The sequence below is a fragment of the Streptomyces sp. NPDC037273 genome, from assembly GCF_055603625.1.
Window position 1 is genome coordinate 24,330 of record NZ_JBVJVO010000007.1, and the last position, 13,027, is coordinate 37,356.

General features: G+C 70.9%; 10 protein-coding genes. 5 read left to right on the plus strand and 5 right to left on the minus strand.

The genetic code is table 11. The features are described 5' to 3' along the window. Positions 1 to 239: 239 nt before the first annotated feature. On the plus strand, positions 240 to 2,297 hold the full coding sequence (locus ACZ7G1_RS19780) for a phosphocholine-specific phospholipase C (RefSeq protein ID WP_470873255.1): 2,058 nt from the start codon (positions 240 to 242) through the stop codon (positions 2,295 to 2,297). Between the two features lie 61 nt (positions 2,298 to 2,358). Here ACZ7G1_RS19780 and ACZ7G1_RS19785 read toward each other — a convergent pair whose 3' ends face one another. The 5 genes from ACZ7G1_RS19785 to ACZ7G1_RS19805 form a co-directional block, all read right to left on the minus strand. Then, a complete protein-coding gene (locus ACZ7G1_RS19785) occupies positions 2,359 to 2,760 on the minus strand; it encodes a hypothetical protein (RefSeq protein ID WP_470873250.1) in 402 nt (133 codons plus the stop codon). 17 nt (positions 2,761 to 2,777) lie between these two features. Then, positions 2,778 to 3,374 carry a BLIP family protein gene (locus tag ACZ7G1_RS19790; protein ID WP_470873249.1) on the minus strand — a complete coding sequence of 199 codons (597 nt, stop codon included), beginning with the start codon at positions 3,372 to 3,374 and terminating at the stop codon, positions 2,778 to 2,780. Positions 3,375 to 3,470: 96 nt separating this feature from the next. Then, complete coding sequence (locus ACZ7G1_RS19795; RefSeq protein WP_470873248.1) at positions 3,471 to 4,469, minus strand: MBL fold metallo-hydrolase; 999 nt, start codon at positions 4,467 to 4,469, stop codon at positions 3,471 to 3,473. A gap of 214 nt (positions 4,470 to 4,683) precedes the next feature. After that, complete coding sequence (locus tag ACZ7G1_RS19800; RefSeq protein ID WP_470873247.1) at positions 4,684 to 5,475, minus strand: AfsR/SARP family transcriptional regulator; 792 nt, start codon at positions 5,473 to 5,475, stop codon at positions 4,684 to 4,686. Between the two features lie 192 nt (positions 5,476 to 5,667). Further along, a complete protein-coding gene (locus tag ACZ7G1_RS19805; protein ID WP_470873245.1) occupies positions 5,668 to 7,320 on the minus strand; it encodes a penicillin-binding transpeptidase domain-containing protein in 1,653 nt (550 codons plus the stop codon). Between the two features lie 431 nt (positions 7,321 to 7,751). Here ACZ7G1_RS19805 and ACZ7G1_RS19810 point away from each other — a divergent pair, with 431 nt between their 5' ends. The 4 genes from ACZ7G1_RS19810 (at position 7,752) to cs1 (ending at position 13,024) form a co-directional block, all read left to right on the plus strand. After that, positions 7,752 to 9,473, plus strand: coding sequence for a thiamine pyrophosphate-binding protein (locus ACZ7G1_RS19810; RefSeq protein ID WP_470873243.1), 1,722 nt, complete (start codon positions 7,752 to 7,754; stop codon positions 9,471 to 9,473). A 2-nt stretch (positions 9,474 to 9,475) separates the two neighbouring features. Next, positions 9,476 to 11,008 (plus strand): asparagine synthase-related protein, encoded by a 1,533-nt coding sequence (locus ACZ7G1_RS19815; RefSeq protein ID WP_470873241.1) that lies wholly within the window; start codon positions 9,476 to 9,478, stop codon positions 11,006 to 11,008. Between the two features lie 78 nt (positions 11,009 to 11,086). Further along, a complete protein-coding gene (speB, locus tag ACZ7G1_RS19820) occupies positions 11,087 to 12,028 on the plus strand; it encodes an agmatinase (RefSeq protein WP_470873239.1) in 942 nt (313 codons plus the stop codon). An 18-nt stretch (positions 12,029 to 12,046) separates the two neighbouring features. After that, positions 12,047 to 13,024, plus strand: a complete 978-nt coding sequence (gene cs1, locus ACZ7G1_RS19825) for a clavaminate synthase Cs1 (RefSeq protein ID WP_470873237.1) — start codon at positions 12,047 to 12,049, stop codon at positions 13,022 to 13,024. Positions 13,025 to 13,027 lie beyond the last annotated feature (3 nt).

A 13,027-nucleotide genomic window follows, 5' to 3' on the forward strand; every position in this document is an offset into this window, starting at 1 on the left:
GGCCGCCTTGTGTGGGATCACGTACGGTCCTGTGGGTCAACAGGCCGCCAGGGCTGTTCGGTTGTGAGTTTTCACGTTCGGGCACGGGGGATTCGCCTGCCGTACGACGGGCAGTCATGGGACGGCCGCCGGGTGGTGGCCCACGGGCGCTCTCCTTGGGGCGCCCGTCGGCCGGTCCACCCGGCCGCACCCGCACCCGCACCCCCTCGTCCGTACACACACCGGAGGAAAATCCCCCCATGGCCGACCTCAATCGCCGCCGGTTCCTGCAGCTGACCGGCGGTGCCGCCGCGTTCACGCTGCTCTCGGAGAGCATCGCGCGCGCCGCGTCCATCCCCGCGCAGGGCTCCACCGGGACGATCCAGGACATCGACCACATCGTCGTCCTGATGCAGGAGAATCGTTCCTTCGACCACTATTTCGGCGCGATGAAGGGCGTACGCGGCTTCGGCGACCCGCGCCCCGTGACCCTGCCCAGCGGCAAGTCCGTCTGGAACCAGTCGTCCGGCGGCCAGGTCACGCTCCCCTTCCGCCCCACGAGCGACAAGCTCGGCATGGAGTACCTCCAGGGCCTCAACCACGACTGGGCGGGCGGCCAGAGCGCGTTCAACAAGGGCAAGTACGACAACTGGATCCCGGCCAAGACCAAGGCCACGATGGCGTACCTCAACCGCGAGGACATCCCCTTCCACTACGCCCTCGCCGACGCGTTCACCATCTGCGACGCGTACCACTGTTCGTTCATCGGCTCGACCGATCCCAACCGCTACTACCTGTGGAGCGGTCACACCGGCAACGACGGCACGGGCGGCGGCCCCGTCCTCAACAACGCCGAGGCGGGCTACGGCTGGACCACCTACCCCGAGCGCCTCCAGGCGGCCGGCGTCTCCTGGAAGATCTACCAGGACATCGGCGACGGCCTGAACGCCGCCGGCTCCTGGGGCTGGATCAACGACGCCTTCCGCGGCAACTACGGCGACAACTCCCTGCTCTACTTCAACAACTACCGCAACGCCCAGCCCGGCAACCCGCTCCACGACAAGGCCCGCACGGGCACCAACGCCAAGGCGGGCGAGGGCTACTTCGACATCCTGCGCGCCGACGTGCAGGCCGGCCGGCTGCCCCAGGTCTCCTGGATCGCCGCCCCCGAGGCCTTCTCGGAGCACGCCAACTGGCCCTCCAACTACGGCGCCTGGTACATCGCGCAGGTCCTGGACGCGCTGACCTCGAACCCGGACGTGTGGGCCCGTACCGCCCTGTTCATCACGTACGACGAGAACGACGGCTTCTTCGACCACGTGGTCCCCCCGTACGTCCCCGGCTCGGCGGCGCAGGGCCTCTCGACGGTCTCGACCTCCCTGGACTACTTCGGCGGCAAGACGGGCTACACGGCCGGCCCGTACGGCCTCGGCCCCCGCGTCCCGATGATCGTCGTCTCGCCCTGGTCGACCGGCGGCTACACCTGCTCCGAGACCTTCGACCACACCTCGGTCATCCGCTTCATGGAGTCCCGCTTCGGCGTCCGCGAGCCCAACATCTCGCCCTGGCGCCGCACCGTCTGCGGCGACCTCACCTCGGCGTTCGACTTCACCCGTACCGACACCCAGCCCGCCCCGCTCCCCCCGACGGCCGGCTACTACCCGCCGGACAAGAACCGCCACCCCGACTTCCTGGCCACCGCCCCGGCCGTCGGCACGATGCCCCGCCAGGAGCCGGGCGGCAAGCCCACCCGCCCGCTCAAGTACGCCCCCTACGTGGACGGCTCCGCCGACACCACCGCGGGCACCTACCGCCTCACCTTCGCCGGCGGCCCCTCGGCCGGCGCCCAGTTCTACGTCACCTCGGCCAACCGCACCGACGCCCCCTGGACCTACACGACCGAGGCCGGCAAGTCGATCGCCGACACCTGGAACACCAAGTACTCCAAGGGCGTCACCGACCTCACCGTCCACGGCCCCAACGGCTTCCTCCGCCGCTTCCGCTCCCCCGGCAAGACCGCCGTCCCCGAGGTCACCGCCCGCCACAACGCCACCACGGGCGGCCTGGACCTCACCTTCACCAACGCGACGACCTCCACCGTCCAGCTGACGGTCACCAACGCCTACGGCGGCGCCACCACCAACATCTCCGTCCCGAACGGCGCGACGGTGACCCACTCCGTCGCCCCGGCCGGCGCGGCCCGCTGGTACGACGTGACCGTCACGACCCCGTCCCACGCCGACTACCTCCGCCGCCTCGCCGGCCACGTCGAGACCGGCGCGACGGGCATCTCGGACCCGGCGATCCTGACGTACTGACCCACCCGAAAAACCGTAGGGGCGGACGAGCACACGCTCGTCCGCCCCCGCGGCACCCGCCTCAGCGCCCCGGCCGGTCCGTACGGCTGAGCACCCCGACGATGGTGCTGGAGAAGGGCTCCCGCCGCGTGCGCGGCAGCGGCACCTCGACCAGCCGGCCGTCGTAGAGCATCCACAGCCCGAAGCAGGAGTCGTCCTCGTCCCGCACCAGAACCTGCACCGACCACGGGTTCGGCCAGGGCAGCGATTCCAGGTGCGACAGAAGGCCGGTCCAGTTGCGACGGATGAACTGGATGACCCAGGCGTAGCACTCGTCGGTAGCGGAGGTTTCCCCGGCGAACATGCCGTCGTCCACCCGTGTGAAGCACTGACGCCACTCCCGGTTGTCGTCGGGCTTGGTCAGCGGCTCCATCACCTCTTCGGCTTCCCGCGCCAGGACGATGACCTCTGTGTATCGGCTCATGCGGGCAAAGTACCCGGTCAGCTCAGGGCGCGCTGGAACTTGTAGGTGACCTTGCCGTCGGTCAGGTCGAAGTAGGCGACCGGGGGGAAGAGGCCGGTGGAGGCGTCGCACTTGTAGCCGAGTTTGTGGGCGGTGGTGGCGGGCCAGTTGGGGTAGGCCTCTTCGTCGACGATGCAGGTGTCGCGGGGGACGATGGACCAGAACTGGGTCTCGGTCATGCCGAGTTGGACCTTGTTGTAGCGGGCGAGGGTCATGGAGGGGGTCTTGGGCTTGAAGAGGAACTCGTTCTGCTTGGAGACGAGGATGCCGGCGGAGTTGAAGTTGAAGTTGCCGTACGGGGTGTAGTCGCCGCTGCCGGTCAGACACTGGATGGTGGAGCCGCTGTCGGTGCACCAGCCGCTCGCGGAGCCGGGCGGGGGTGACTGTGCGGCGCCGACGACGGTCTGCCAGACGGTGGCGCGGTCCGTGCCGAACGGGACGGCGAGGTACTCCTCGGCCGTGAAGCTGAAGCCGGCGTCCGCGCCCGCCGGTGCGGCGTGCGCGGCGCCGGCGCCGGTGGACAGCGCGGCGACCGCCGCGACCCAAGTGGCCGCCGTGCGCAATGCCTTGCTCATGCCTTTACGCCCTTCCTGTCGGATCTGCCCGGTTGCCTGGCCATCCTTTCCGACGGTGCTCTCCGGGTGATCTCTGCCGGCTCCGGGCGGCGGGGCTCAGGCGAAGGCGGTGCGCAGGTCGACGGGGCGCAGGGGGCCGGGGTCGAGGACGCGGCAGCCGGTGGGGGCCAGCCGGGTCAGCTGCTGGGCGGCGGAGGGCCGGCCGGCGTGGAGGGTGGTGGCGGGGGCGGCGCCGAGTGGGCCGGTGAGGTCGTCGTGGTGGGTGGGGATGAGCAGCGGGGGGTTGCCGGTGGCGCTCAGGAGCCGCTCCAGGTAGCGGTGGACGGCTCCGTGCGAGCTCATCGGGACGAGGGCGACGTCCGGTCGGATGCCGGTCAACTCCCGCTCGACGAAGTTGCTCGCGCCCATGAGGAGGATCCTCGGGCCCGAGTCGACGGAGACCTGATAGGCGAGCGTGTCGCCCTCGACGAGGTCGCCGAGGGTGGCGGGCCTGCGGGGCGGGGCGGCCCTGCGGCCGGGCGCGAAGGAGCCGTGGTCGGCGAGCCGGCTGTGCAGGCTGCGGAAGACCTCCACGGTGTAGCCGTCGAACTGGAGGTAGTCGCCGCCCTTGACCTGGATCACGTCGGCGACCCGGGCGGGCGGGGTCCCCATGGCGGTGAGGAGGTGGCGGACGGTCTCGTCGCAGACGGTACGGATCCGGGAGCGCGACCACTCCGGCCGGGCGAGGAGCTGGGGCACGTCCGCGATGTGGTCGAAGTGGCCGTGGCTGACCAGGATCAGTTCGGGTGCTCCGGCGAGGTGCCGGGCGGCCACCCGCTCGACGGCGGCCCGGTCGGTGCGCAGCGGCAGTCCGGGGTCGAGGGTGCCGGCGGGGCCGAGGCAGGGCATGCGGCTGAGGTAGGGGTCGAAGACGATGCTGCGGTCGCCGTCGATGACGATCTCCCAGCCGGCGACGCCGAGCCAGCGCAGCTCGACGGGGGTGGAGAAGGGGCCTCCTCTGCCGGCCGTCGGCGCCGCGGCGGTCGTGCCCGCCCCGGCGATCGCGGCGCCCGATGCCGCGAGGACTCCTTTGAGTACCGACCGTCGTTCAGCCAACGTCGTGCCCCTGCCGTGCGTGGTCCCGTGGAATGGGGCGACCATACGGGAGGTGTCGGTACGTACCGTGCTTTTCACGTCAACCCCCGCCCTTCGAACGAAGGACCGAACGTAGGGCCGGACGTAGGGCAGGAGCGGGTGACCGGGCACGCGGGCGGGCCCCCTTCCCCCCGGCGACGGCGGGGGAAGGGGGCCCGTGGGGTCCCGAGGGGCGTCAGCGCTTGACGGCGTCGACCCGCAGGAAGTGCTCGTCCTGGCGGAGAATCGCCTGCATGACCTTGGTCAGCGGGACGCCGGGGTTGATGCCGATCTGCTCGCGCAGGATCTTCTTGGCCTGATGGAAGACCTGGATGGCGTCGGCCTGCCGGCCCTCCGCGTAGTAGGCCATCATCAGCTTGACGTAGAGGTCCTCCCGGAAGGGGTCGTGGTCGACCAGTCCCGAGAGCCGGTTGATCGCCTCGGTGTAGTAGCCGAGGCCGAGGTCGGCCTGGGCCCGGAGTTCGACCGCGGCGGTACGTTCCTCCTCCAGCGACTCGGCCTTGAGGCGGAGCCTGCTGGAGGTGACGTCGGCGAGGGCGGGACCGCGCCAGAGGGCGAGCACCGCGTCGAGCCGTTCGGCCGCGTCCCGGTGCTTGCCGCGCTGGTGCAGATCGCGGGCCGCGCGCACGGCGTCGCGGAACACGTACAGGTCGATGGATTCCTGGGGAACCCTCAACTCGTAGCCCCGGTCGTGCGAACGGAGCACGTCGCGCGGCAGCCCGGCCTGGGTGAGGGCCTTGCGGACCATCCAGGCCGAGGTCTGCAACTGGCCCGAGACGGTGATCGGCGGTTCGCCGTCCCAGGAGTCCTCGATGATCGCTTCCTTGGATACGACTTGTCCGGCTCGCAGGGCGAGCGAGGCGAGGAATCGCCGCTGCCGCTGCCCCTGCATGGGAATCGGTTCGCCGTCCTGCACCAGGGCCACCGGACCGAGAAGCCGGATCGTCACCTCATTCCACGTACTCATGGCTTACTTCCCCCGTCGAAGTCGAGCCATGCCCGGCCGGAATTGGCGGACATGGCTGGATACGTTTTCGTGCAGCCGGTACTTGCCATTCCTTACTCGTGCGGGCGCTGATCCTAGGGGCTGGGGAAGAACGCGGAGAGTGCGCGGAGTGGCTGATGGCCGAAACCTCACCACGCCGAGAGCGTCCGGTCCTCATTCGGTCAGGTTCTTCAGGAACTTGGCCGCGATCGGGCCCGCGTCACGGCCGCCGGATCCGCCGTCCTCCAGGAGCACGGCCCACGCGAGGTCGCGGTCCTGCTGGTAGCCGATCATCCAGGCGTGGGTACGCGGCGGGGTCTCGGTGCCGAATTCGGCGGTGCCCGTCTTGGCGTGCGGCTCGCCCGATATGCCGCGGAGCGCTTTGCCGGCGCCGATGGTGACGGTGGCGCGCATCATGCTCCGCAGGGAGTCGGCGACTCCGGGGTCGAGGCGGGCGGGGGCCTCGTACCTCTTCTTCACGGCGTCGGGCACCAGGACGGGCTGCTTGAAGATTCCTTCCTTCACGGTGGCGGCGATCGAGGCCATCACGAGGGGGGACGCCTGCACCCTGGCCTGTCCGATGGTGGAGGCGGCCTTGTCGTTGTCGCTGGTGGAGACGGGGACGCTGCCGTCGTAGGTGATGGTGCCGACGTCCCAGGAGCCGCCGATGCCGAAGGCCTGTGCGGCGTCGCGCAGTCCGGCCTGGGGCAGTCTGGCGCGGGAGTTGACGAAGAAGGTGTTGCAGGAGTGGGCGAAGCTGTCCCGGAAGGTGGAGCCGGCCGGCAGGACGAACTGGTCCTGGTTCTCGAAACGCTGGCCGTTGACATTGGCGAATTTCGGGCAGGCGGCGGGGTCGGAGGGCTTCATGCCCTCCTTCAGCAGGGCCGCGGCGGTGACCACCTTGAAGGTCGAGCCGGGCGGGTAGCGGCCTTCCAGGGCGCGGTTCATCCCGGAGGGCATGTTGGCGGCGGCCAGGATGTGGCCGTTGCTGGGGTCGATCGCCACGATGGCGGCGTTCTTCTTGATGCCGTCGAGGGCGCCGGCGGCGGCTTCCTGGATCTTCGGGTCGATGGTGGTGCGCACCGGCTTGCCCTCGCCCTTCCCGCCGCCGGAGAGGGTCTTGACCGGCTGGCCGGACTGGCGGTCCACCACGACGACCGACTTGGCCTGGCCGGATCCGCCGGCGAGCTGCTTGTCGTAGCGGGCTTCGAGGCCGGAGACGCCCTTGCCGGTCTTCGGGTCGACGGCGCCGACGAGGGAGGCCGCGCGCAGTTCGCGGCCGTTGGCGTCGAGGACGGCGGCCCGGTCGAGGGCGTCGAGGGCGAGTGTCTGTCCCGGGACCATGTCCGGGTGGATCATCTCGGTGTTGAATTCGACCTTCCACTGCTTGCCGGTCTCGGCCACCTGGGCCTTCGACTTCCAGGAATAGGGGCCGGCGCCCGGGATGTCCATCGTCACGGTAAACGGAACAAGAACCTTCGCATCCGCTTTGCGTTCGCCCACGCCCGCGTCGATCCGCGTGGTGGTGGGCTTCAGATTGGTCATGACCGACTTGATCAACGACTCGGCGCCCTCGGGTGTGTCCGTGAGCTTCGCGGCCCGCGGCGCGTCGCCCGCCTCCCAGGCGTCGAGGAAGGCCGTCAGCGCCTTCGTCGCCTCGACGACCTTCGGGTCGCTCGTGTCCTTGTCGTCGACGAACGTGGAATATCCCCAGTAACCGGCGCCCGCGACCACGGCCAGCACCACGCAGGTCGCGATGACCGCAGGGCCGCGAGAGCGCCCCCGGCGCGATCGGGGTAAGCCGTCCTGATTTCGATAGCGTGCCATGCAGCCGAGATTATGCGGGCCGGACTTTTTCGCCACTCCCCACACACGCATTTCAGGACAGCCGCGCGCGTGAAGAAATGGTGAAAGGCGCGGGAATGGCGAACCATCCGGGCCGCCGGCGCGTGGGGGCAAAGTCCACGCAAAGCCCGGATCCGCGCCACGGCCCCCGGCAATACAGAACAAAGCAGGAGGCGAAAACGGGCATCCCGGGGGGTGCCCACTGGACTAGTCCACTGGAGTTCCTCCTGGCAGCTGCCTTCTCGCGCACGGGAACTGTCCGGATCGCACCCGGTGGTACGGGGCGGACCTCGCTCGGTTCCTTCTCCGCCCGCTCTCCGGCCGGTCCCCGCGATACGGCCGGGAGAGGGCACGAAGAGCGGGCCCGATCAGGGTGGCGGGCATCGAGCATCCGACCGACTCTGGAGACATCCATGTCCCGTGTTTCGACCGGCCCCAGCACCGAACCGACCGCCGCGCACGCGCTCCTGTCCCGGCTGCGCGAGCACGGCGTGGAGAAGGTGTTCGGAGTCGTCGGCCGAGAGGCCGCGTCGATCCTCTTCGACGAGGTCGAGGGGATCGACTTCGTCCTCACCCGGCACGAGTTCACCGCCGGTGTCGCCGCCGACGTCCTCGCCCGCATCACCGGCCGCCCCCAGGCCTGCTGGGCCACCCTCGGCCCGGGCATGACGAACCTCTCCACCGGCATCGCCACCTCGATCCTGGACCGCTCGCCGGTCATCGCGATGGCGGCGCAGTCCGAGTCGCACGACATCTTCCCGAACGACACGCACCAGTGCCTCGACCTGGTCAAGATCGCCGAGCCGATGACCAAGTACGCCGTCGAGCTCCAGCGCCCGCACGAGATCACCGACCTGGTGGACTCCGCGGTGACCGCCGCGATGACCGAGCCGGTCGGCCCGTCGTTCCTCTCCCTCCCCGTCGACCTGCTCGGCTCCAGCGAGGGCATCGACATCTCCGCGCCGAACCCGCCGGCCCGCACCCCCGTCAAGCCGATCGGCGCGGTCGCGGACGGCTGGGAGAAGGCGGCCGACGAGGCCGTGGAGCTGCTCGTGAACGCCGAGCACCCCGTCCTGGTGGTCGGCGCCGCCGCCATCCGCTCCGGCGCGGTGCCCGCCATCCGCGCCCTCGCGGAGCGGCTGAACGTCCCCGTCATCACCACGTACATCGCCAAGGGCGTCCTGCCGCACGGCCACGAGCTGAACTACGGCGCCGTCACCGGCTACATGGACGGGATCCTCAACTTCCCGGCCCTGAACACCCTGTTCTCCCCCGTCGACCTCATCCTCACCCTCGGCTACGACTACGCCGAGGACCTGCGCCCCTCCATGTGGCAGAAGGGCGCCGAGAAGAAGACCGTCCGCGTCTCGCCGACCGCCAACCCGGTCCCCCGCGTGTACCGGCCGGACGTGGACGTCGTCACGGACGTGCTGGCGTTCGTCGAGCACCTCGACACGGCCACGGCCTCGCTCGCGGCCAAGGAGCGGCACGACATCGCCCCGCTGCGCGCCCGGATCGCCGAGTTCCTCGCCGACCCGGAGGCGTACGAGGACGGCATGCGGGTCCACCAGGTCATGGACTCGATGAACACGGTGATGGCGGAGGTCGCCGGCGAGGGCCGCGGCACGATCGTCTCCGACATCGGCTTCTTCCGGCACTACGGCGTGCTGTTCGCCCGCGCCGACCAGCCCTTCGGCTTCCTCACCTCGGCCGGCTGCTCCAGCTTCGGCTACGGCATCCCCGCCGCGATGGGCGCCCAGATGGCCCGCCCGGACGAGCCCACCTTCCTCATCGCGGGCGACGGCGGCTTCCACTCCAACAGCGCCGACCTGGAGACCATCGCCCGGCTCAACCTGCCGATCGTGACCGTCGTCGTCAACAACGACACCAACGGCCTCATCGAGCTCTACCAGAACATCGGCCACCACCGCAGCCACGACCCCGCGGTGAAGTTCACCGGCGTCGACTTCGTCGCCCTCGCCGAGGCCAACGGCGTCGAGGCCACCAAGGCCACCGACCGCGACGAGCTGCTCGCCGCCCTGCGCAAGGGCGCCGAGCTGGGCCGCCCGTTCCTGATCGAGGTCCCCATCTCGTACGACTTCCAGCCGGGCGGCTTCGGCGCCCTGAGCATCTGACGATGAAGGCACCGGCGCTGCCGGCTGCCCACGGCTTCCTGGCCTCCGCCCGTTCGGGCGGGGGCCGGGCGCCCCGCGCGGCCTTCGCCGCCCACGGCAGCCACACCGACATCGACACGTCCCTGCCCGGCCGGCACCTCGCCGCGGTCCTGGTGCACGACGCCGGGGCCGTGCCCGAGGCCGCGCAGGCCCGGGACGCGGACACCGCCGTACTGCTCGCCGGCGAGCTGTACAACCGCGAGGAACTCCACTCCGTGCTGCCCCCGGGGCCGGCCCCGGAAAGCGACGCCGAGCTGCTGCTGCACCTCCTCGGCCGCTACGGCCCGCACGCCTTCCGGCTCCTCAACGGGCGCTTCGCGGCCCTGGTCTCCACCGGGCGCCGGGTCCTGCTCGCCACCGACCACGCCGGGTCCGTACCGCTGTACGCGCGCGTGACGCCCGGCGAGGTCACCGCCTCCACCGAGGCCAAGACCCTGTCGGGCCAGGGCCACCCGCGGGGCTTCCCGCTGGCGGACGCGCGGCGCGTGCCGGGCCTCACGGACGTCTACCAGGTGCCCGCGGGCACCGTGTGGGAAGCCGACCTGGAGTCCGGCACCGTCCGCACCCACCCCACCTGGCGGCCCCCGCTGTCCCGGCGGATCATGCCCGAGCAGGACGCGGTGGCGGCCGTCCGCGCCGCCCTGGAGGAAGCGGTCGCCCTCCGCGTACCGGCCGGTGAGACCCCCCTCGTGGTGCTGTCCGGCGGCATCGACTCCTCCGGTGTCGCGGCCTGCGCGCACCGGGCGGCCGGCGCGCTCGACACGGTGTCCATGGGCACCGACACGGCCGACGAGTTCGCCCAGGCACGGGCGGTCGTCGACCACCTGGGCACCGGGCACCGCGAGATCACCGTGCCCACCGCCGACCTGCTGGCCCAGCTGCCGTACGCGGTGTGGGCCTCGGAGTCGGTGGACCCGGAGATCATCGAGTACCTGCTGCCGCTGGTCGCGCTCTACCGCAGGCTCGAAGGACCGCCCCGCCGGATCCTCACCGGGTACGGCGCGGACATCCCGCTCGCGGGCATGCACCGCGAGGACCGGCTGCCGGACCTGGACACGGCGGTGGCGTACGACATGGCCACCTTCGACGGCCTCAACGAGATGTCCCCGGTCCTCTCGCTGCTCGGCGGCCACTGGACGACCCACCCGTACTGGGACCGGAACGTCCTCGACCTGCTCGTCTCCCTGGAGGCCGGGCTGAAGCGCCGGTACGGCCGGGACAAGTGGGTGCTGCGCCAGGCGATGGCCGACGCGCTGCCCGCGGAGACCGTCCACCGGCCCAAGCTCGGCGTCCACGAGGGCTCGGGCACCACGTCCTCCTTCTCCCTGCTGCTCACCGGGCACGGGGTCGCGGAGGAGTCGGTCGGCGAGGCGAAGCGGCAGGTCGTGCGCGAGCTCTTCGACCTGACCGTGGTGGCGGGCCGCCATCCCTCCGAGGTGAGCACCGCCGACGCGGTGCGGTCCGTGGTCGACCGGCTCGCGCGAGGGGTGGCATGAGCGCGAGGGGCGGACTGAGCCTGCCCGTCCGCCGGGCCCCGGTCCCGTCCGTCGTCGACTTCCAGGAGGTGTGAAGCCGTGGAGCGCATCGACTCGCACGTCTCACCCCGCTACGCCCAGATCCCCACGTTCATGCGGCTGCCGCACGACCGGGACCCCCGCGGCCACGACGTCGTGGTGATCGGCGCCCCGTACGACGGGGGTACGAGCTACCGCCCCGGAGCCCGGTTCGGCCCGCGGGCGATCCGCAACGAGTCGGGGCTCATCCACGGGGTCGGCATCGACCGCGGCCCCGGCACCTTCGACCTGATCAACTGCGTCGACGGCGGGGACATGGACCTCACCCCCTTCGACATGAACATCGCGATCGACACGGCGCAGAAGCACCTGGCCCATCTGCTGAAGGCCAACGCGGCCTTCCTGATGCTGGGCGGCGACCATTCGCTGACCGTGGCCGCCCTGCGCGCGGTCGCCGAGCAGCACGGCCCGCTGGCCGTGCTCCACCTGGACGCGCACTCCGACACCAACCCCGCCTTCTACGGCGGGCTCTACCACCACGGCACCCCGTTCCGGCACGGGATCGACGAGAAGCTCATCGATCCCCACGCCATGGTCCAGATCGGCATCCGCGGCCACAACCCGAAGCCGGACTCGCTCGACTACGCCCGTGACAACGGAGTGCGCGTGGTCACCGCGGACGAGTTCGCCGAGCTGGGAGTGCGCGGGACCGCCGATCTGGTCCGCGAGCGGATCAAGGGCCGGCCCGTCTACGTGTCCGTCGACGTCGACGTGGTCGACCCCGCCTTCGCCCCCGGTACGGGCACGCCCGCGCCGGGCGGTCTGAGCTCCCGCGAGGTGCTCGGGCTGCTGCGGTGCGTGGGGGACCTCAAGCCGGTCGGCTTCGACGTGATGGAGGTGTCCCCGCTCTACGACCACGGCGGGATCACCTCCGTGCTCGCCACGGAAATCGGCGCGGAGCTGCTCTACCAGTACGCCCGCGCCCATCGGATCCAGAAGTAGGTAAGGAGACACGGCGTCATGGCTTCTCCGATCATCGACTGCACGCCCCACCGCGACGCGCTGCTCGGCCTCGCCGGGCGGCTGCCCCGGGTGCCCCGCGCGGATCTGTACGACTTCCTCGACCAGGCGAAGGAACTGGCCGCGGAGCTGCCCGGGGAGCTGGCCTCCGCCCTCGACTCGTTCAACGCCGAGGGCAACCACGACGGCTACCTGCTGCTGCGCGGGCTGCCCGTCGACCCCTCCGAACTGCCCGACACCCCGACCACGACACCGGCGCCGCTCGACCGGCCGCTGTTCGTCATGGAGGCGATGCTGGCGCTGGCCGGGCGCCGGCTCGGTCTGCACACCGGGTACAAGGAGCTGCGCTCCGGCACGGTCTACCACGACGTGTACCCGTCGCCGGGCGCGCACTACCTGTCCTCGGAGACCTCCGAGACCACGCTGGAGTTCCACACCGAGATGGCGTACCACGTCCTCCAGCCGAACTACGTGATGCTGGCCTGCTCCCGGGCGGACCACGAGCGGCGGGCGGAGACGCTGGTCGGCTCGGTCCGCAAGGCGCTGCCGCTGCTCGACGCGGAGACCCGGGCGCGGCTCTTCGACCGGGCGATGCCCTGCTGTGTCGACGTGGCCTTCCGCGGCGGCGAGGAGGACCCGGGCGCCATCGCGGACGTGAAGCCGCTCTACGGAGACGAGCGGGACCCCTTCCTGGGGTACGACCGTGAGCTGCTCGCGCCGGAGGACCCGCGGGACAAGGAGGCCGTTGCGGCGCTCTCGCAGGCCCTGGACGATGTGACGACCGGGGTGAAGCTGACCCCGGGCGACGTGCTGATCATCGACAACTTCCGGACCACGCACGCGCGTACGCCGTTCTCCCCGCGGTGGGACGGCGAGGACCGCTGGCTGCACCGCGTCTACATCCGTACCGAGCGCAACGGTCAGCTCTCCGGTGGTGAGCGGGCGGGCGACGTCGTCGCCTTCACGCCTCGCCGGTGACCC